The organism is Entomomonas moraniae, from assembly GCF_003991975.1.
In the GTDB taxonomy this organism is placed as follows: domain Bacteria; phylum Pseudomonadota; class Gammaproteobacteria; order Pseudomonadales; family Pseudomonadaceae; genus Entomomonas; species Entomomonas moraniae.
In genome coordinates this window covers 1895208-1914765 of record NZ_CP029822.1, presented here as the reverse complement: position 1 = coordinate 1914765, position 19558 = coordinate 1895208, and the positions used below count along the sequence as shown (strand labels likewise).

Annotated in this window: 17 protein-coding genes; 8 read left to right on the top strand and 9 right to left on the bottom strand. The window is 38.6% G+C overall.

Annotated features, from left to right (window positions below; all coding sequences use genetic code 11):
• Nucleotides 1-3: 3 nt before the first annotated feature.
• From hflD to DM558_RS09095, 3 genes are read right to left on the bottom strand one after another with little or no spacing between them, the layout of a single operon-like run.
• Nucleotides 4-624, bottom strand: coding sequence for a high frequency lysogenization protein HflD (gene hflD, locus DM558_RS09105; protein WP_127163651.1), 621 nt, complete (start codon nt 622-624; stop codon nt 4-6).
• Nucleotides 617-1750, bottom strand: a complete 1134-nt coding sequence (gene mnmA / locus DM558_RS09100; RefSeq protein WP_127163649.1) for a tRNA 2-thiouridine(34) synthase MnmA — start codon at nt 1748-1750, stop codon at nt 617-619. Before mnmA ends, hflD begins: the two co-directional genes overlap by 8 nt.
• Before the next feature lie 50 nt (nt 1751-1800).
• The gene (locus tag DM558_RS09095) at nt 1801-2235 is read right to left on the bottom strand and encodes an NUDIX hydrolase (RefSeq protein WP_127163647.1); all 435 of its coding nucleotides are present in this window, start codon (nt 2233-2235) and stop codon (nt 1801-1803) included.
• Nucleotides 2236-2429: 194 nt separating this feature from the next.
• Between DM558_RS09095 and icd the strand changes: the two genes are divergently transcribed.
• On the top strand, nt 2430-3680 hold the full coding sequence (gene icd / locus DM558_RS09090; protein ID WP_127163645.1) for an NADP-dependent isocitrate dehydrogenase: 1251 nt from the start codon (nt 2430-2432) through the stop codon (nt 3678-3680).
• Nucleotides 3681-3744: 64 nt separating this feature from the next.
• On the opposite strand, the gene DM558_RS09085 is transcribed toward icd, so the two are convergent.
• Nucleotides 3745-4308, bottom strand: a complete 564-nt coding sequence (locus DM558_RS09085; protein ID WP_127163643.1) for an NADPH-dependent FMN reductase — start codon at nt 4306-4308, stop codon at nt 3745-3747.
• 44 nt (nt 4309-4352) lie between these two features.
• Entirely contained in the window at nt 4353-5009 is a 657-nt protein-coding gene (locus tag DM558_RS09080; protein WP_127163641.1) for a histidinol-phosphatase, read from the bottom strand.
• Nucleotides 5010-5352: 343 nt separating this feature from the next.
• On the opposite strand from DM558_RS09080, the gene rppH reads away from it, so the two are divergent.
• Together rppH and ptsP are read left to right on the top strand one after the other, a co-directional pair.
• On the top strand, nt 5353-5835 hold the full coding sequence (gene rppH, locus DM558_RS09075; RefSeq protein ID WP_127163639.1) for an RNA pyrophosphohydrolase: 483 nt from the start codon (nt 5353-5355) through the stop codon (nt 5833-5835).
• 19 nt (nt 5836-5854) lie between these two features.
• Nucleotides 5855-8125: a phosphoenolpyruvate--protein phosphotransferase gene (ptsP, locus tag DM558_RS09070; RefSeq protein ID WP_127163637.1), complete on the top strand. Its 2271-nt coding sequence runs from the start codon at nt 5855-5857 to the stop codon at nt 8123-8125.
• 25 nt (nt 8126-8150) lie between these two features.
• Here the strand turns inward: ptsP and DM558_RS09065 are convergent, their stop codons facing one another.
• Nucleotides 8151-9242 (bottom strand): NADH:flavin oxidoreductase/NADH oxidase, encoded by a 1092-nt coding sequence (locus DM558_RS09065; RefSeq protein WP_127163635.1) that lies wholly within the window; start codon nt 9240-9242, stop codon nt 8151-8153.
• Nucleotides 9243-9633: 391 nt separating this feature from the next.
• Here DM558_RS09065 and DM558_RS09060 point away from each other — a divergent pair, with 391 nt between their 5' ends.
• The 3 genes from DM558_RS09060 to mgtA all read left to right on the top strand — a co-directional run bounded on the left by DM558_RS09060 (nt 9634) and on the right by mgtA (nt 12848).
• A complete protein-coding gene (locus DM558_RS09060) occupies nt 9634-9849 on the top strand; it encodes a hypothetical protein (protein ID WP_127163633.1) in 216 nt (71 codons plus the stop codon).
• 99 nt (nt 9850-9948) lie between these two features.
• Complete coding sequence (locus tag DM558_RS15925) at nt 9949-10077, top strand: hypothetical protein (protein ID WP_267128179.1); 129 nt, start codon at nt 9949-9951, stop codon at nt 10075-10077.
• Nucleotides 10078-10130: 53 nt separating this feature from the next.
• Nucleotides 10131-12848 (top strand): magnesium-translocating P-type ATPase, encoded by a 2718-nt coding sequence (mgtA, locus tag DM558_RS09055; protein ID WP_127163631.1) that lies wholly within the window; start codon nt 10131-10133, stop codon nt 12846-12848.
• A 32-nt stretch (nt 12849-12880) separates the two neighbouring features.
• Here mgtA and DM558_RS09050 read toward each other — a convergent pair whose 3' ends face one another.
• From DM558_RS09050 to DM558_RS09040, 3 genes are all read right to left on the bottom strand, one after another.
• Nucleotides 12881-13843 carry an alcohol dehydrogenase catalytic domain-containing protein gene (locus tag DM558_RS09050; RefSeq protein WP_127163629.1) on the bottom strand — a complete coding sequence of 321 codons (963 nt, stop codon included), beginning with the start codon at nt 13841-13843 and terminating at the stop codon, nt 12881-12883.
• Between the two features lie 108 nt (nt 13844-13951).
• On the bottom strand, nt 13952-15424 hold the full coding sequence (locus DM558_RS09045; protein WP_127163627.1) for a hypothetical protein: 1473 nt from the start codon (nt 15422-15424) through the stop codon (nt 13952-13954).
• A gap of 44 nt (nt 15425-15468) precedes the next feature.
• Complete coding sequence (locus tag DM558_RS09040) at nt 15469-16599, bottom strand: SPFH domain-containing protein (RefSeq protein WP_127163625.1); 1131 nt, start codon at nt 16597-16599, stop codon at nt 15469-15471.
• Nucleotides 16600-16761: 162 nt separating this feature from the next.
• On the opposite strand from DM558_RS09040, the gene DM558_RS09035 reads away from it, so the two are divergent.
• Both DM558_RS09035 and DM558_RS09030 read left to right on the top strand, forming a co-directional pair.
• Nucleotides 16762-17487, top strand: coding sequence for a response regulator transcription factor (locus DM558_RS09035; protein WP_228411724.1), 726 nt, complete (start codon nt 16762-16764; stop codon nt 17485-17487).
• Between the two features lie 2 nt (nt 17488-17489).
• Nucleotides 17490-19544: a sensor histidine kinase gene (locus tag DM558_RS09030; protein WP_127163623.1), complete on the top strand. Its 2055-nt coding sequence runs from the start codon at nt 17490-17492 to the stop codon at nt 19542-19544.
• Nucleotides 19545-19558 lie beyond the last annotated feature (14 nt).

Here is a 19558-nt window from a genome sequence, read left to right as displayed (position 1 = left end):
CTTTTATTCAGAGTGAATACGTCCAAGTAAATCGTTGAGGAGTTTTTTTCTTTTTAATAGTAAATGCCAACGTCTACCGCCCAATTGGTTCCATAGCATTGCTGATCGTATCCCTGTCAAAAGTAGGGTGCGAATTTGCGCTGCAATATGTGGTTGTTGGAGGTAGGCCATATCACCGACGACTTGAATTCGATGGTTAAATGTACTGATCGTTTGTTCGTAGAGTCCGCCACAAGCTGAAAAGACATTGTCATGAAAAAGACCAAAATGTTCTACCTTGCTAGAAACTTGTTCTAAATTTGAAGCAATTGTTTGCAACATGCTGTTATTGGCTGTTAGTTTACGCTCCAACAAAATTATTGATAATCCATAACGCAGTATTTCTCGAGAAATCCCTGCGTTGCGTTCTAAAAATTTACAAAGAAAACGATAACCATCAAGTAGCTCATAGTCATCACCGCAATAAACGTCTAGGGTGGTTTGTGGGTTTGTGACTAGTAGACTTTTGAGAAGGCATTCTGTCGGACCTTCATCATATTGCCCCGTTCTGGCTATCTTATCAGCTTGAATAGCTGCTGTGAAAATTGCACCTAATGCAACGAGTTGTTCTTGTTGTCTATTCATGTATACGTGACTCTTTAATGAGCATAAGCGGATCGGGTTTTACAGATTCAATAACGCCACCGCCTAGACAAATTTCTCCATCATAAAGTACCACGGATTGACCTGGTGTAACGGCACGTTGAGGTTCATTAAAACTAATATGGTAGCCATTGTCTGTTTTTTCAAGTAGGCAGTCTTGATCTGCTTGACGGTACCTAACTTTAGCTTTTAATTTTAAAGGTGCTGAGAGATTTAATGGATTAACCCAGTAAATTTCTTTACACGTTAAAGCGTTGGCGAGTAAACAAGGATTATCGTTCCCTTGACCAACAATAAGAACATTACGCTTTAAATCTTTGCTCATAACATACCAGGGATCGTCCGTTGCATTTTTTAACCCGCCGATTCCTAAGCCTTGACGTTGACCAATAGTGTGATACATAAGGCCATTATGCTTGCCAATGACTTCGCCCATTAGTGTTTCAATAGCACCGGGTTGTGCAGGCAAGTATTGTTTTAAAAAATCACTGAAGCGGCGTTCACCAATAAAGCAAATGCCCGTGGAGTCTTTTTTTTTGGCAGTTATGAGATCATATTGTTCTGCTAATGCTCGGACAGCAGGTTTTTCCATTTCTCCCACAGGAAATAAGCTTTTGGCCAATTGTTCACCTGCTACTGCATGGAGAAAATAGCTTTGGTCTTTGTTAACGTCTAGCCCTTTAAGTAGCAATGTTTGGCCATTCACATCACGGCGACGCACATAATGGCCAGTAGCAATTAAATCAGCGCCTAGCATGAGGGCATAATCTAAAAAAGCTTTAAATTTGATTTCACGATTACATAAAATATCAGGATTAGGTGTTCGACCAGCTTTATATTCCTCTAAAAAGTGCTCAAAAACATTATCCCAATATTCTGCTGCAAAATTAGCGGTATGAAGTTTTATACCTAACTTATCACAGACTGCTTGAGCATCGGCTAGATCCTCTTTAGCTGTACAGTATTCTGTACCGTCATCTTCCTCCCAGTTTTTCATAAATAGGCCTTCTACTTGAAAGCCCTGTTGCTGTAGAAGAAGAGCTGAGGCCGATGAATCTACGCCACCAGACATGCCAACAATTACTTTAGTACCACTTGGATTAAACATTATAAATCATCAATATTATCAATAAATAAAAGTTATTTTAGCAGAAATTATCAACGAATAATGCTTAATGGATAAATATGTCCTGCTAAATAATCATCGATACAGGCCATGATCAATGGATTACGCCATTGACTTTGTCTGTTTGTGAGCTCTTCTCGTGTTAGCCAAACAGCTCTGACAATACCTTCATCTAATGGTCTATTGGGGTGGTGTAATATGGGGCTGGCGCTAAAACAAACCCGTTGATAATTTATGCCATTATCGGCTGTAAATAAGTAAATACCCACGACACCTGTTAGCTCAATCTCCCATGCCGTTTCTTCTAAAGCTTCGCGGCGTGCCGCAGCGAGTAATGTCTCATCTCGTTCAAGATGCCCTGCGGGTTGGTTTAATACGTTTTTATTGTTTTTTACTTCTTCGACCATTAAAAAATGACCTTGATCTTCGACAATGGTTGCAACTGTAACATGTGGTAAAAAGCGCATAATTTCCTCATTGTTATTTAAGTGGTATACTCGCAGTATTATGATAGTTTAAATTAAACTTTGTAATAGGGTAGACAGCAAAAAATAGTGGCCTATGGGCATTGAGGAACTATTTTTATATAGATAATAAAATGTTGTATTTTTAGTACGTACCTCTCAATTAATACATAATAAAACAACGATGGAGTTTTGTAATGACTAAAATTAAAGTTCCTACAAGTGGTAAGAAAATTACAGTAAACCAAGATTTTTCTCTCAATGTTCCTGATAATCCGATTATTCCATTTATTGAAGGTGATGGTATTGGTGTCGACATCAGCCCTGTTATGATTAAAGTAGTAGATGCCGCAGTAAAAAAAGCTTATACAGGTAAACGTAAAATTGAGTGGATGGAAGTTTATGCAGGTGAAAAGGCTACGCAAGTTTATGATAAAGACACTTGGTTGCCCGAAGAAACCTTAGCCGCTGTGCGTGATTATGTTGTTTCTATTAAAGGCCCATTAACAACGCCAGTGGGTGGTGGCATTCGCTCATTAAACGTTGCATTACGTCAACAGTTAGATTTATATGTTTGCTTACGCCCTGTTCGTTGGTTTAAAGGTGTTCCTAGTCCTGTGAAAGAACCAGGTTTAGTTGATATGGTTATCTTCCGTGAGAACTCAGAAGATATTTATGCAGGTGTTGAATGGAAAGCAGATTCTCCAGAGGCAAAGAAAGTAATCGAATTTTTAACCAAAGAAATGGGTGTTAAGAAGATTCGTTTCACAGATCATTGTGGTATCGGCATTAAACCTGTTTCAGAGGAAGGTACAAAGCGTTTAGTGCGTAAATCACTACAATATGTGATTGATAATGATCGCAACTCACTCACGATTGTTCATAAAGGAAACATCATGAAATTCACCGAAGGTGCTTTCAAAGATTGGGCTTATGAAGTGGCTAAAGAAGAGTTTGGTGCCCAGTTGTTGGATGGTGGTCCATGGATGCAATTTAAGAATCCTAAAACAGGTAAGATGATTGTTGTAAAAGATGTGATTGCAGATGCAATGTTACAACAAATATTATTACGACCCGCTGAGTATGATGTGATAGCAACATTAAACTTAAATGGTGACTACTTATCAGATGCTTTAGCGGCTCAAGTGGGTGGTATTGGTATTGCGCCTGGAGCTAATCTTTCTGATTCTGTTGCTATGTTTGAAGCAACGCACGGTACAGCACCTAAGTATGCAGGACAAGATAAAGTTAATCCTGGTTCTATTATCCTTTCAGCTGAAATGATGCTACGTCATATGGGTTGGACAGAAGCTGCTGATTTAGTGATCAAAGGAATTGATGGAGCCATTGCTGCTAAGACAGTAACTTACGACTTTGAGCGTTTGATGGAAGGAGCTAAGTTACTTTCTAGTTCACAATTTGGTGATGCTATAGTTGCGAATATGTAAATAATAGTCTTTGTCATTGTAAAAAAAGCCCGTAAATACGGGCTTTTTTTATGGGGAAATTAGATTAAACGGGAATATCGAGTAATCGTCTGACCCATTTATCGTAAGCTTCAATAATGTTTTTGACAAAAGTGTGAGTACGCTCATTTAAATTTCCTAGATTGTCGAATGCATCATCTATATGACCAAGGTAGGCTTCAGGCTGTTGCATGCAAGGCATATTTAAGAAAGATAATGATTGACGAATATGATGATTAGCACCAAATCCACCAATTGAGCCTGTTGATGCTGTAATGACAGCGGTTGGTTTTTCATTCCAAACACTCTTGCCATAAGGGCGAGAGCCGACATCTAATGCATTTTTTAGAACGGCAGGTACTGAGCGATTATATTCAGGGCTCACAATTAAAATAGCATCCGAAGCTCTGATTTTTTCACGAAAGCTTGTGTAGCTTGTCGGAGGATTTTCATCAAGATCTTCGTTGTATAGCGGTAAGTCACCTATTTCAATTATCTCTAATGAGAGTGTTATGGGTGCTATTTTTACCATGAGTTCAGCTAGCTTTCTATTGTATGAAGCCTTGCGTAAGCTACCCACGAGAACAGAAACTTTATAAGTTGTCATCATGTATTTTTCCCATCATTTAAGTTTATAGCCTAATTGTAAACTGATTAACTCCGTAAAGAAATAATTGGCCAACCTTGTTGTTTTGCATGTTCTTTAAGTTTTTCATCAGGGTCCACTGCTGTAGGATTTTCAACAATAGACAGTAAAGGTAAATCATTAATTGAGTCACTGTAAAAATAACTACCTTCTAATCCGATATCGTGCTGTTTAAGCCAGCTATTAAGACGCGTTACTTTCCCTTCTTGAAATGAAGGAGTTCCTGCTATCTTGCCTGTGTATCGTCCATCTTTCATTTCACACTCAGTAGCAATCAAATCTTTCACCCCTAGTCGTTTTGCTATAGGGCCAACAATAAAGCTATTAGTGGCTGTAATAATAATGATCCGATGTCCTTCTTTACGGTGCTGCTCTAATAAGGCTTCACCTTTTTTTAGAATCATTGGCTCAATGGTATCTTTCATAAATTGTTGATGCCATTCATTAAGTTGCTTCATCGAAGCTTGACCTAATATCGATAAACTAAAGTTTAGATAGTCTTCTATATTAAGATTGCCTTCTAGATACTGTTGGTAAAATTCATCATTTTTTGCTTTGTAGGTTGTTTTATTTAAGATACCCCATTTGCAGAGCCAATCGCCCCAAGCATGATCACTGTCACCAGCGAGGAGTGTATTATCAAGATCAAATAATGCTAGTTTCATAAGATGTCTCAAGTAAAAGATATGGTCTAATTCTAGCAACTTATAAAAATAACGTCACGGGCTTTCATTGATGTATATGACTTAATGGTGAATTATTTGTTGGTTTAGTGTAAAAGTCTTAATGCCATTTCTTTATTTTATATTCAAATCCATAGTAATAAATTTAGATTATTTTTAAATATTATAATAAAAGTATATTTTATAATTTTTGAGTATATTTATTCTAGATTGTAGTAAACATTAATATTTTTATATATAAATTTGTCGATCTTTATCATTATCTGCTTTTGAATAATGTCATTTTGTGGAACAATGGCAGTAATAATTTTTGGAGATTGTTGGAATGATAGATTCAGATGGTTTTCGCCTGAATGTTGGACTCATTCTTACTAACAACCAAGGTCAAGTTTTGTGGGCCAAACGTATTCATCAAGATGCATGGCAATTTCCTCAGGGAGGTATCCAGATAGGTGAGCAGCCTGAGGATGCACTTTACCGTGAGCTGTATGAAGAAGTAGGGTTGTGTAAGCAAGATGTTCAAGTTCTGGCTTGTACGGGTGGGTGGCTACGTTATCGCTTACCTGAATGGTTAATTCGTTCAAAAACACAGCCTCGTTGTATAGGACAAAAACAAAAATGGTTTTTATTAAAGTTATTAACCGATGATAGTAAAGTCTGTCTAACTAATAGTGAAAAACCAGAGTTTGATAGCTGGCAATGGGTTAGTTACTGGTATCCTTTGCAGCAGGTGGTTAATTTTAAACGAGAGGTATATCGTAAAGCAATGAAAGAGTTGATCTTAAGAGCCCCTCAAATAATTAAGTAAAGCGGAGTATCACTCTATTATGCTTGAAGCGCTACGTAAAATTGTTCAGGAAGTTAATAGTGCCAAAGATTTAAAAGCGGCACTAGGCATTATTGTGTTGCGCATTAAAGAAAAGATGTCGGTGCAAGTTTGCTCTGTTTATCTACATGATGAAGAAACAGGCAGATACGTCTTGATGGCTACGGAGGGTTTAAATAAGCGTGCAATAGGAAAAGTATCTTTGGATAGTGATGAGGGGTTAATTGGTTTAGTGGGAACACGTCAAGAACCATTAAACTTATCCAATGCCTCTGATCACCCTCAATATCGTTATTTTGCAGAAACGGGAGAAGAACGTTATTCTTCTTTTTTAGGAACACCCATTATACATAACGGTGAAGTTTTGGGGGTACTTGTTGTTCAGCAGCGAGAACGTCGTGAGTTCAGTGAAGAAGAAGTTTCTTTTATTGTAACGATGGGGACACAGTTAGCGGGAGTTATTGCTCATGCTGAGGCTTCTGGTAGCATGTCTTCTTCCAAAAGAACGCCGCAAGAAGTTCGCTTTGTTGGGGTTGTAGGAGCTCCAGGCGCTGTTGTTGGGCAGGCTGTGGTCGTGTTGCCACCCGCTGACTTAGATGCTGTACCTGATCGCAAAACGAAAGAAATACAAATCGAATTGGATTTATTTGCTGATGCAATTGAGTCGGTTAAAAAGAATATTCAAAAAACCTCAACTAAATTAGCGAAACAGTTACGTCCTGACGAGTTAGCTCTTTTTGATGCGTATATTTTAATGCTTGAAGATGTCGCGTTAATAGGTGATATTGAAAAAACTATCCGTGACGGGCAATGGGCACAAGGGGCGATAAGAGAGGTCGTTGTTAAATACACACAACGCTTTGAGGCAATGGATGACCCTTATTTAAAAGAACGTGCAGCAGATATCAAAGATTTAGGGCGGCGTTTACTTGCGCAGTTACAAAAGCAAGACCACGAAAATACAGACTATCCAGATAAAACTATTTTAGTCAGTGAAGAAATCAGTCCATCGATGCTAAGCGAAATTCCTGAGGGTAAGCTGGTAGGTATTGTGTCGGTTTTAGGATCAAGTAACTCCCATGTAGCTATTCTGTCCCGTGCCATGGGAATTCCAGCAGTGATGGGAGTTGCTGAGTTACCTTACCGTAAGATGGATGGTTTGAAAGTTGCTTTGAATGGCTTTTTCGGAGAAGTCATTACTAATCCAACGGATGAGCTCTGTGAATATTATGAAAATATGGCCGAGGAGGAAAAACAACTCCTTGCGAGCCTAAGTATTTTGCGTGACCTACCCTGTGTAACACTAGATGGACACCGTATTTCTTTATGGGTTAATACGGGGTTACAAGCAGACGTAGACAAGGCTCAGCAACGCGGTGCAGAAGGTATTGGTCTTTATCGGACAGAAGTACCTTTTATGATGAGCAGTAGTTTTCCGAGTGAAAAAGAGCAAATGGCTATTTATCGAGAACAGTTGGCTGCTTTTCACCCTAACCCTGTTACGATGAGAACGTTAGACGTAGGCGGAGATAAATCACTGCCTTATTTTCCGATCAAAGAAGAAAATCCCTTTTTAGGTTGGCGTGGTATTCGTGTTACCTTAGACCACCCAGAAATTTTTATTTTACAAATCAGGGCGATGCTTAAAGCGAGTGAAGGGTTAGATAATCTCAAAATCTTATTACCCATGATTTCCTCCATAGGGGAGGTTGAGCATGCTTTAAGAATGATTAACCGTGCTTGGTATGAAATAAAAGAAGAGGGGATAGAAGTACCCATGCCTCCTGTTGGGGTGATGATTGAAGTACCTAGTGCTGTCTTTTTAACTAGAACGTTGGCAAAAGAAGTTGATTTTGTTTCGGTCGGTTCTAACGATTTAACTCAGTATTTATTAGCAGTTGACCGTAATAATGCACGGGTCGCTGACTTGTACAATTATTATCATCCAGCTGTTTTACATAGTTTATATAAAACGGTAAAAGATTGTCATGCAGAAGGGAAACCTGCCAGTATTTGTGGCGAGATGGCAGGTGACCCTGTTATTGCTGTATTATTGATGGCTATGGGATTTGACTCATTATCGATGAGCTCAACTAATATTCCTAAAGTAAAATCAATGCTACGCCAAATAACCTTAGCAAAAGCAAAAGAGATTTTAGATGAGGTTTTAAAACAAGATGATCCTCAGGTGATAAAAAGTATTATTAATTTGGAGCTTTCAGCATTGGGTTTACAGCGTGCTATAACGACGACCAAAAAGATAATGAATTAAAAAGGCAGAAATATCTGCCTTTTTTTTATTTGAATAGATGTTTTTGTAAATGTGGCTGGCTGCGTAAATACTGTGGTGGTACGGTTACTTGGGCACCTAACTCTGCCGCAGCAAACCACGGCCAATGGGGGTTATAAAGCATGCCACGGCCAATAGCGACCATGTCGGCTTGTTGTGTGTTTATGATGGCCTCTGCTTGTACTGGTTCAGTGATCAAACCAACAGTAATTGTTGGTATATTGACCTGTGCTTTAATTGCCTCCGAAAAAGGAACTTGATAGTTAGGCCCTGTAGGGATTTTTTGCCGTGCATCAAGAGCACCTGTAGAAACATCAATAAAATCACAGCCTAGCTCTTCAAGTGTTTTAGAGAGGATAATGGATTGTTCTAAATCCCATCCGCCATCAACCCAATCTGTTGCAGAAATACGAATCCCCACAGCTTTTTCGGCAGAAACGACTTGACGAATACCTTTAAATATCTCTATAGCAAAACGCATTCTATTTTCTAAAGAGCCTCCATATTGATCGGTACGCTGATTACTAAGAGGGGATAAGAATTGATGCACTAGATAACCATGGGCACCATGTATTTCGATGACGTCAAATCCTGCTTGATCAGCACGTTTGGCCGCTTCAATAAATTGCTTAATAATGATTTGAATTTCATCAGTACTAAGTTCTTTCGGCGTGTCATGATGGTTATCATAAGCAATAGTGGATGGGGCAAAAGTCTTCCATCCTCCTTGTGATGCAGGAATATATTGGTTCTCTTTCCATGGTTCAGGCATGGATGCTTTTCGACCTGCATGAACCAGTTGAATACCTAACGGCATAGCTGAATATTTTTTGATGGATTCAACCAGTGTTGTCATGGATTTGGCCGTTTCATCATCCCACAATCCTAAATCATAGGGAGAAAGTCTACCTTCTGGACAAATCGCCGTGGCTTCAAATATTAATAAGGCGGCTCCAGATTGTGCGAGTGAACCATAATGCATTGTATGCCAATCGGTTGCCTTACCGTCGATAGCAGAATACTGGCACATAGGAGGGATAACGATGCGATTCTCGAAGCTTTTTTGTCCAATTTGAATGGGAGAAAATAATTTGCTCATAATTAACATCCTAATCTTGAAGAGTATTTATACTATATGAGGGCACCAATAAACTTTATCAATGCTTTAGTGGTATTGGTATGTTTACCATGAAGTGGTAAACGTATCTTTATGAAAAAGTGAGCAGTTATTGCTTATAATGTTAACTTGTTCAGATACCAGACAAGTACTTAAACAAAACAGCTTGACACTACTTATTGATAAGGCATAGAATTTGCGCGTTTCAAATGATCTTATTTTTATTTTACATTAATTTAAAGGGTAATAAACAAACCTAATATGGACAGCGGACAGAAACGGTTGCCAGTATTGACTGGCCTTGACAATAATTTAGTAACTGCCTAATAGGTTTCACAATTCATCTGTGGCCATTAGGTTACTGGTGAATAGTATGAGTTTTAACACTATAATTCCTTTAAACATTTTTGTTTATCTTTTCAAGAACAGAGTAACCTCTGTTAAAGAAAGTTCTAATGGTATTTTACCAACTTTTCCTAAAGCAACAGTTTGGAAAAAGAATGCTAACTCAAAGCATTTAGAACGTAGTTTTCTATTCTCTAATCAACCAGAAGAAGAGTCGCCGAGAAGTTTTTTATTGGTGTGCTAGTGTATTGGTCTGATTAACTCAATCTACTTTTCAATTCATTAGGCAACGTTGTTTAAGCGATAGCGATGCTTGATTATTATTTAATATTAAGGAGTAACCATGGAAGAACCACCGAGTTGTGATCTTTCTGAACCTGACCCTAGTATTTGGTCTTTTCGGAATAAACGATTAAACAATCTATCAATAACTTTATTTACCACTGTGGTAAATGGGATCTTTCGTGCCTAATATTTAGTTAGACAGTTAGTTTCTCTTGTCCACAGTGGGCAGGAGAAGATGTAATGACTGTAGCAGTGAATAAAGAGCATGTAAAAAATCAAGACATGCGCAAAAGTAATCAACAGCATTTACCCGTTGTTGAAGAAGCAAAAAATACATTAGAAAAAACCCTAGACAACCTCAACACAAGCCGTGAAGGACTAAATATTCTAGAGGTTGAGGACAGACTCTTACAACATGGAGCGAATGAAGTCGCTCACGATAAAGCGCCACCTGCTTTTATTCAGTTATTAATGGCGTTTAATAATCCTTTTATTTATGTTCTGATGGCGCTAAGTGCCATTAATTTCTATACTGATTTTTGGTTACCTTACCGCAGTGGTGAAGAAACTGATCTAACGGGTGTTATTATTGTTGTTACCATGGTGGTATTGAGTGGATTGATGCGTTTTTGGCAAGAGTATCGTTCAAATAAGGCCGCTGAAGCATTAAAAGCGATGGTTAAAACAACTGTCACTGTCTTACGTCGTAATAAAGCAGGAGAAAATCCTAAGTTAGAAGAAGTGGATATGCGCAATATCGTTGTAGGTGATATTGTACAGCTTTCTGCGGGAGACATGATTCCAGCGGATGTTCGCTTGATTGATTCCCGTGATTTATTTATTAGCCAAGCAGTATTAACAGGGGAGTCTATCCCAGTTGAGAAATACGATACTCTCGGCAATGTAAAAGAAAAAACAGCAGGTGCGGTAGCTGTAGCTGCGGGCGATTACGATATTTTAGATTTACCCAATATGTGCTTTATGGGAACCAATGTCGTCAGTGGTACAGCAACAGCCGTTGTAGTCGCTACAGGTGCTAATACTTATTTTGGTTCATTGGCTAAATCTATTGTGGGCTCACGTTCTCAAACAGCATTTGATCGTGGTGTTAATAGTGTTAGTTGGTTATTGATTCGCTTTATGCTTATCATGGTACCTATTGTATTTTTTATCAATGGTTTTACCAAAGGTGATTGGACTGAAGCATTAATGTTTGCTTTAGCAGTTGCAGTAGGTTTAACTCCTGAAATGTTACCGATGATCGTTAGCGCTAACTTAGCCAAGGGTGCGGTAGCAATGTCTCGTCGTAAAGTCGTAGTAAAGCGTTTAAATGCTATTCAAAACTTTGGGGCAATGGATATTCTTTGTACTGATAAAACAGGTACATTAACGCAAGATAAAATTATTTTAGAGCGCCATGTGGACATTAATGGTGCTAAGCGTGATGAGCTCTTACAACTTGCTTGGTTAAATAGCCATCATCAAAGTGGTGTTAAAAACTTAATGGATAAGGCGATTGTCCGTTTTGCTAAGAAAAATCCTGAGTTTAAAAAACCTAAAGAATGGCAAAAAGTGGATGAGTTACCTTTTGACTTTATTCGTCGTCGCCTCTCTGTAATTGTAAAAAATCAAGAAAATAAACTATTGGTGTGTAAAGGCGCCGTTGAAGAAATGTTATCTGTTTCTAGTCATGTTCGTGAAAATGGACAATTACTACCTTTAACTGATGAGCGTCGCCAACATCTTCTTACTCTTGCTGATGAATACAATAATGATGGTTTCCGTGTACTAGTGTTAGGAACACGTGTATTACCTGAAGATGATAATCGCCATCAATATGGTGTGGCTGATGAGTCAGATTTAGTTGTTGAAGGATTTTTAACCTTCTTAGACCCACCTAAAGATTCAGCAAGCTCAGCTATTACTGCATTGCGTGACAATGGTGTTGGCGTAAAAGTTTTAACAGGTGATAATCCAATCATTACCTCTAAAATTTGCCGTGAAGTGGGCATTGAAGTGGGGGAACCTTTATTAGGTAAAGACATTGAGCAATTTGATGAGTCCATGTTAAGACAAAAAGTTGAAGAACATACTATCTTTGCTAAATTAACACCTTTACAAAAATCACGGGTATTAAAAGCATTGCAAGCTAATGGTCATACTGTTGGTTTCTTGGGTGATGGTATTAACGATGCCCCCGCATTACGGGATGCCGATGTCGGAATCTCAGTGGATTCTGCTACAGATATTGCTAAAGAGTCAGCTGATATTATTTTGTTAGAAAAAAGCTTAATGGTTTTAGAGGAAGGTGTTATTAAAGGTAGAGAAACCTTTGGTAATATCATGAAGTACCTTAACATGACAGCAAGTTCTAACTTCGGTAATGTGTTCTCTGTATTAGTTGCTAGTGCGTTTTTACCTTTCTTACCAATGCTTGCAATTCATTTATTGATCCAAAACTTAATGTATGATATTTCTCAATTGGCGTTGCCTTGGGATAAAATGGATAAAGAGTTTTTACGCAAACCACGTAAATGGGATGCTAAAAATATTGGTCGCTTCATGGTGTGGATTGGCCCAACCTCATCTATTTTTGATATTACTACCTTTGCGTTAATGTGGTACGTATTTGCTGCAAATACACCAGAGTTACAATCTTTATTCCAATCTGGTTGGTTTATTGAAGGCTTATTGTCTCAAACTCTTGTTGTGCATATGTTACGTACACAAAAAATTCCATTTATCCAAAGTACAGCGGCGTTACCAGTGATGTTGATGACATTCTTAATCATGGCGATTGGTATTTATATTCCTTTCTCTCCGTTAGGTGCGGCAGTAGGATTACAGCCATTGCCTTGGGAGTACTTCCCATGGTTAGTAGGCACTTTACTTTGCTACTGCTTTGTAGCACAAGGAATGAAAATGTTCTATATCCGCCGATTTGGTCAATGGTTCTAATGCAAAAAGGCACCTTAAAGTGCCTTTTTTATTTAATCCATTACAGCAATATATTTAGTTCCATCATTATTCGTTTTGAGTTTTTCTAACGCAGAATCAATTTTATTAAATGGTACGGTCTTTATAGAGGGTAAAGTTAATTGACCAATTTCTATCTGTTTTAATAGTGCTATACCTCCTTGTATTAACTTATGCCATTGAGCATTTGTACCGTAAGCATGCAATGCAGCCAATGCAATTTCATGAATAGAAATACTGGTTGTGAAAGGTGCAATGGGAGATGAGTCTACACGATCTTGCACACTAATTAAGTGTCCATAGTATTCAAGTAAAGGAGCTAGTTTTGCTGCACTCTCTCCATTGACCATGTCAAACGCAGCAAAGAATCTCGTTGTTGACAGCTCGTTTAGCCAGTTTTTATTGTGATAGTCAATACATTGAATGACGCCTATTTGCTTGAGTACTTCGTGTCGCTTGGCACTTGCAACCACATAGACTTTAGCCCCTTGTTGTGTCAGTAGTTGGCAAATAAAATTGCCAACAGCACCACCTGCACCATTGACTAAAATACGTTGTCCTATAATTTCAGGTAGTTTTTGTATAGCTTGTAGTGCTGTCAGCCCTGGGCAGGGGAAAGCGGCGGCGGCAACATTATTAACACAAGAAGGCACAGGAAGTAGTGCGCGTGCGTCTACAGCAGTATACTCACTAAAACTGCCATCTCTGCGTAGATCTGTGTGATAAGTAACCCTTGCCCCTATTTCTAAGTGTTGTACTTTTTCACCAACGGCGATAATAGTCCCTGTACCATCTACCCCTGGAATATAATCTTGGCTTAATGACCCTAAGTTCCCTTCTATCAATTTCCAATCAACAGGATTGATACCAATAGCCGTATTTTTTACTAAAACAGAATAATCACCAATAGTTGGAACCGCTTTAGTTGCTAGGGTAATTTCATTGTTATTCCATAGCCATGCGTTCATGTGACTCATTTATAACTCCTCTGCTACGCTATCATTATAAAGTATTGCACTGTTCTAGTATCATCATATAACCTATGAAAGAATAATACAAAATTAGCGTGTTAATGCTGATTAGATTTAACGGATAGAAACGGACTGTTGCTTCCAACTAGGATCTTGCCAGCGTTTGAATGCACCTAACTCAGAAGACGTGTTGTGTTGTCTTTCAGCACTGAGTGAACCAATATCCATAATAATATAGCGGGCAGGATAGTATTTGCCTTCTGATCTAGCCTCTTGAGCAACTAATATTTTTTTACCGCCGGGCACCCAACCTGCGAACTCTGCGTAACCTATATCGGGGGTGGAAGGCGCTGGTGGTAATATATTAATGTCCCAATTATCACCTTTTTTATAAAACACCCATAGTTCACGCCATTGCTCAGTGGGTTGTACAGCAATGGATAGCGCAGTATTTTCTTTGTTTTTAGTGGCAGAGCTTAGCCACACTTTACTGAAAGTACAACGTTGTGCTAAATGTTTTTCAAGGTTGTGTTTTTCATCGAGTAGGGTGACACAAGACTCTCCTGTTTCTTTAGGAATAACTTCTACGTATAAGTTTTTACCTGCCTTTGTTAAGGGGGAGTTATTTTTAGGTAGTAATGCCCAGCGCGAAGCGTTAACAGCCATGATGGCATTATTATAGTCTTTTAAATCGCTCTCAATAAGTTCTTCTTTATTAACACCTGCTAAAGATACAATGGCATTTTCAGCGGCCATAGTGGCTGTTTTGCCAGCTTCTTCTTTCTCCATTAAGGTACGGCGAAACGCTAAGTTACTCCAAACAATAGCACGTCTTAATTTAATTTGATTCGCTTTCCATGCGGGTAATTTGGTGTCATCAACTTTATCCAAAATATCAGCTTGCCACTGGTTGACAATCTGTTTATCTGTAACTGATAGATTAGGGTCGCTACATTCTGAGCGTGTTAAGGCGATTGCTGCATCAGCTTTTTGTTCATCAGTTGCTGGCAGAGCTAATACACGGCGAAAAGCTTCGCCACCATAACAAACACGTATTTTATCGCCATATTCATAACTATTAAATTTAACACCATAGCCTTTGACAACATCAAAGTAAGCTGCTTGGCGTGCGGCTGCGTAATTACCAAGTTGTATATCTCGTGAGGCTTTATCTGCCAATTGCTGTGCTTTTAGTCCTAAAATATTAAATACTTCTGCGCCTTCGGAACCATTAATTACGTTAGTAGTTGCCGACTGTAACCATGCTGCGGCAATACCTATACTCAATGCTTCGCTATTATCTTGATATTGGACATAGCGTAGCGCAGAGAGTAATTGAGGTGCTTCTTGTTCGCTAAGGTTTAAGGTTTTTACTTTACTTTTTAATATGTAACCAGGACGTTCTCTTTTATAGTCATAGATTTGCAGATAGTTTTGTTTTTCTCCACGTACCTCAACCAACTCACCTGACCACAAGATGGCTTGTTGCCTTGCAGAGTCTTTTGGTGCTGAAAGCATGGATGATTGATCTTGAATAACGATAGCAGTATTCATTGCGACCGTTGCTACTACTGAAGTGAATAACATATGTTTATCCTTAATCTTTTGAGTGCTATTTAACAGTAATAATATTAGTCACGTGAACCATTACCGAGTAAGTTATCACCCACAAAGCCAGATGTTGAAGGGGGTGCAATAATGACCTGTATTTTGTCAGATAATTTATCAACCATTGCTTTTTGTATAAGTCCTGGATGTTTGGAGATTAACTCTCCCTCTTTAGCCATTTGGTTCGCATTTGCTTTACCGATTTGTTCTATGCGATAGGCATCAGATTCAGCCAATTTCTTCCTAGCAGAAGCTTCGCCATCTGCTTCGATAATGCGTGCTTTAGCATTTCCTTGTGCTTCTTGAATACGTGCGGCGGTATCGGCTTCAGCTTCTAGCTTGCGTTGTTCAATTTGGCGTTGTTTGAATGGAATAATGTGTTTCATTGCCTCTTCTTGTGCTTGCGCTGCAATGATTTGTGTTTTTGCTTCTGCTTGAGCTGCAATTTCTCTACGTTGTTTTTCTGATTCAGCTTCTAACTCTTTAGCCTGTAGTTTCTTTTTTTGCAACTCAATGGTATAGCGCATTTTTTCAGAAGCTAGCTCTTCAGCTAACAGAGAATCCATCCCTTTGCGATAATCAGAAGGTAAATCAATACTGCCTAGCTGAATACTTTTAAGAGCTAATCCATCATGTGCTAATAGTGGTTTGAGTGAGTTTTCAAGGGTTTCTGTAATTTCATCACGCTTACTCGAAAAAATTTCTCTGACGGTGTATTTAGAAAAGATTTTATAGGCAATACCATAAAAAGCGGATTCAACCACTTGCTTGTCATTATCTGGGATAGAAGCATAAGTGTTGAGCAGGTTGGTTTCGTTAACATTATAGCGAATAATGACATTAGCACCGATTGAAAGCCCTTCAAGAGATTGTAATGCCTCTTTACTAGCCGATGATGCAATGGCTTTAGGTTGTAGTACTCGGTCTTTTAAGGATATGCGCTTAAAACTATTAATGCCTGGTATGACAATAGCGCTACCTTGTTTAAATTGAGTTGTATTACCTGTTAAAAGATTGGTACGAATACCTAACTCATTACTGTGAACTGTTGTAAACGGCGGCTTCTTATACACACCATAACCAATAGCACCTAATACAGCGATTGTAATTAAAGGCCATTTCAATTTTGTGCATTTTGATAGTAAAGGTTTCATTGTTTTCTTCCTATTTTTAGTAAGGTGTGTTGATGGTTGCTATTATTTGAAATAGTGGCGGAAGTAACAATGCAGGCTAGGGGTTAAAATCTTCCTCCGAAGGAAGAAAAACTCACAGCAAAAATAATTTAATTAAGCGATAATTACTATGAGTTAAATTACATGGGTAGTGATATGGTACGAGTCGCTGTAATTGAAGATGATATTCCAACCAGTAATCAATTGGTGGGGTGGATTAAAATAGCTAAGCCAGATATTACGGTAGATCAATGGTTTAATCGAGATGACGCTGAAGAGGCATTAGCCAAAGAACATTATGATGCAGTGGTATTGGATATTGAGCTAGGTCGTGAGCGCCACGCGGGTGTTGCACTGATTAATACCATTAATAAACAAACCTATAACACACCTGTGCTTGTGGTTTCTGCTATGCCTGCCACTATTTATAGAAGTATTATGAAAGCCTTGGATGCATGGGATTATTTACAAAAAACTACCTTTGAAGAAAGTGATTTTATTGAAACATTCTTGGATATTTTACGTTCATCACGCAATAAGCAAACAGATATTCCTACTGGAACATTAGTGCAAGATGAATTATCCCTTGACCCTTTATGGCAACGTACTCCCTTATGGCGAGGTCAGCATATTAATTTACCTTTAACCGCACAACGAATTTTAGCTAACTTGTATGAGAATAAGGATCAGGTCGTTTCTTACGAAGACCTGTATAAAGTTGTAAAAAGTGGCCGTAATCGCGACAACATTCGTAAACATGTGAGCACTATTCGTGAAGCTTTTAAGGAGATTGACCCTGATTTCATGGGAATTGAAAATGTACCTATGCGAGGTTTCCGCTGGGTTAGTGATGCTGTAAGGAAGTCATAATCGTGAGTTTTCGATTAGCAGCTTTTAGGCAACGCCTTATTTTTAGGGGCGTCTTTTTACTCTTAATTTTAGCTACCTTGTCCATTGCGCTAGTTTTACTCACTGAAGAGAAAGAGCGTAGTTATGTTAACTACCAGCAAGTGCTACAAAAAACTTATGCTGAGATTATGGCGCGCTTGCGCCATCCTACGGGGCGCTTGATGTTGCTTAACCCTCAGCATAGTAGACAAAATAAAGCGCCATTAAGCCCTTTAATTATTCCTTATAGCGCGATTGATTTTACGGATCGAAATAAAGCGTTGCAAGCTGTAGAGTTAACGGGGTGTGCTGCCCAATATAAAGATGGTTCATCGATTTGCGCGGCGATGGGATATAACCCTTATGCTGGTGCCTTTATTTATTTAGTGGGTAATTATAAAGCGCATGATCTTGTTGGTCGTGAGCCAAAACAACGTGATTTTGAGAATGTTGATCACTTAATTATCCATGTTAATTTGCCTGAAGAGAATACGCGCTGGGTTGTTCCCTTTGAAGACCATAGTAAAGAAACTGAACCAAGTAAGTGGGGAAGATTACCCGGTTTTAAAACAGAAGAAGACCGTTTTACTGCTTGGTCTAAGGCAGATAGAGATTTTAGAGGGTGGATCTGGCAAAATGAGGGTTGCATTGATCCATCAAAGCTTAGTGAAAAGTGTGCAAAAGAAACGTTTTTTGCAATACGCATTCCCGTAGATCGTTTCAAGCTAAATAAATCTAATATAAAGCAATTATCATGGCCACCCATTCCTCTTAATGAGGTAAAGATACAATTACAAGCCTTTGCTGCAGGGCAAAATCGACCATTATTTGATAGTAATAATACAGAGGTAATATTACCCCCTACATTAGAAGATATTAGCCAAATTTTAACACCGGGTGAGACTCTAAAGATTCATAAACTAGGCACAACCAACGACACTATGTTGACACTAAGTTCGAGCCATCAGTTGGCTACAACTTCAGCATGGTATCAGGGGTTAATTAAGCGTCTACCCACTAACAGTAACTTATCTACCATTACTTTGAATGATGTGATTTCCACACCACTTGGACAATACGAAATTCAGCTAACAGGTGATACGCAAACTGTTGATAGTGTATTGGCAGTGACGTCCTATCGAATGGCTTGGTATGTAGGAGGTATGATTTTAGCGATTGTTTTAGCATGGATAGCCATTGAATTAGGAGTTATTCGTCCTATTGTTCGCCTTACAAAACAAGCGGTTAAATTAGCGGATAATATGCAGCAATCTGATCTTAAAGTGAGTCTAGCTCAATTGGATTTTAGCCATTTAAAAGGAAAAGATGAAGTAGGTATTTTAGCTACGGTATTAGATCATCTTTTACAACGGGTAAAAGATGATCTACAACGAGAAGCCATTCGTGCCCAGCAAGAGCGTGATATGTGGCATGCTGTGGGGCATGAAATTATGTCACCACTACAATCACTCATGGTGCTTCACAATGATAAAGAAGAAGCAAGTTATCGTTATGTAAAGCGTATGCAGCAAGCTATTCAAGTAATTTATGGTACAGCCTCACCTAGTGAAGCATTCACCGAAGCTACCTTGCAATTGGGTTTATTGAATCTTAATGAGTTTTTAGTGACGGTTGCTGATAACGCAGGCTTTGTTAATATTCATAACGTGCAATTTATACCTTATAATGAACCTGTTATGGTTCGGGCCGATGAGTTCTCGTTAGAGGATACGGTAACCCATATTTTGCGCAATGCTGACCGTTATCGAGTTGCAGACAGTGCTATTGATATTCATATCGAAACAACCACAACGATGGCACAAATTCATATTTATAATCAAGGTGATAATATTAAACCTGAGTTAATCAATAACATTTTTGAGTACGGTGTTTCTGAACCATCAACTGTTGAAGATAAATCACATCGAGGGCAAGGTTTATTTGTTGCTAAAACCTATATGGCTAAGATGGGTGGCAGTATTCAAGTGAAAAATGAATCCGAGGGAGTGACGTTTATTTTAACCTTGCAGCGCCAATAGTTAGATTTTGTGTA

Bases quoted from the DNA above. Each gene is read 5' to 3' on its own strand.
- DM558_RS09040 (WP_127163625.1), bottom strand. From the start codon at position 16,599: ATGAAACCTTTACTATCAAAATGCACAAAATTGAAATGGCCTTTAATT.
- DM558_RS09060 (WP_127163633.1), top strand. From the start codon at position 9,634: ATGAGTTTTAACACTATAATTCCTTTAAACATTTTTGTTTATCTTTTC.
- DM558_RS09095 (WP_127163647.1), bottom strand. From the start codon at position 2,235: ATGCGCTTTTTACCACATGTTACAGTTGCAACCATTGTCGAAGATCAA.
- mgtA (WP_127163631.1), top strand. From the start codon at position 10,131: ATGACTGTAGCAGTGAATAAAGAGCATGTAAAAAATCAAGACATGCGC.
- DM558_RS09085 (WP_127163643.1), bottom strand. From the start codon at position 4,308: ATGATGACAACTTATAAAGTTTCTGTTCTCGTGGGTAGCTTACGCAAG.
- DM558_RS09035 (WP_228411724.1), top strand. From the start codon at position 16,762: ATGGGTAGTGATATGGTACGAGTCGCTGTAATTGAAGATGATATTCCA.
- rppH (WP_127163639.1), top strand. From the start codon at position 5,353: ATGATAGATTCAGATGGTTTTCGCCTGAATGTTGGACTCATTCTTACT.
- DM558_RS09080 (WP_127163641.1), bottom strand. From the start codon at position 5,009: ATGAAACTAGCATTATTTGATCTTGATAATACACTCCTCGCTGGTGAC.
- DM558_RS09065 (WP_127163635.1), bottom strand. From the start codon at position 9,242: ATGAGCAAATTATTTTCTCCCATTCAAATTGGACAAAAAAGCTTCGAG.
- DM558_RS15925 (WP_267128179.1), top strand. From the start codon at position 9,949: ATGGAAGAACCACCGAGTTGTGATCTTTCTGAACCTGACCCTAGTATT.
- hflD (WP_127163651.1), bottom strand. From the start codon at position 624: ATGAATAGACAACAAGAACAACTCGTTGCATTAGGTGCAATTTTCACA.
- mnmA (WP_127163649.1), bottom strand. From the start codon at position 1,750: ATGTTTAATCCAAGTGGTACTAAAGTAATTGTTGGCATGTCTGGTGGC.
- icd (WP_127163645.1), top strand. From the start codon at position 2,430: ATGACTAAAATTAAAGTTCCTACAAGTGGTAAGAAAATTACAGTAAAC.
- DM558_RS09045 (WP_127163627.1), bottom strand. From the start codon at position 15,424: ATGTTATTCACTTCAGTAGTAGCAACGGTCGCAATGAATACTGCTATC.
- DM558_RS09050 (WP_127163629.1), bottom strand. From the start codon at position 13,843: ATGAGTCACATGAACGCATGGCTATGGAATAACAATGAAATTACCCTA.
- ptsP (WP_127163637.1), top strand. From the start codon at position 5,855: ATGCTTGAAGCGCTACGTAAAATTGTTCAGGAAGTTAATAGTGCCAAA.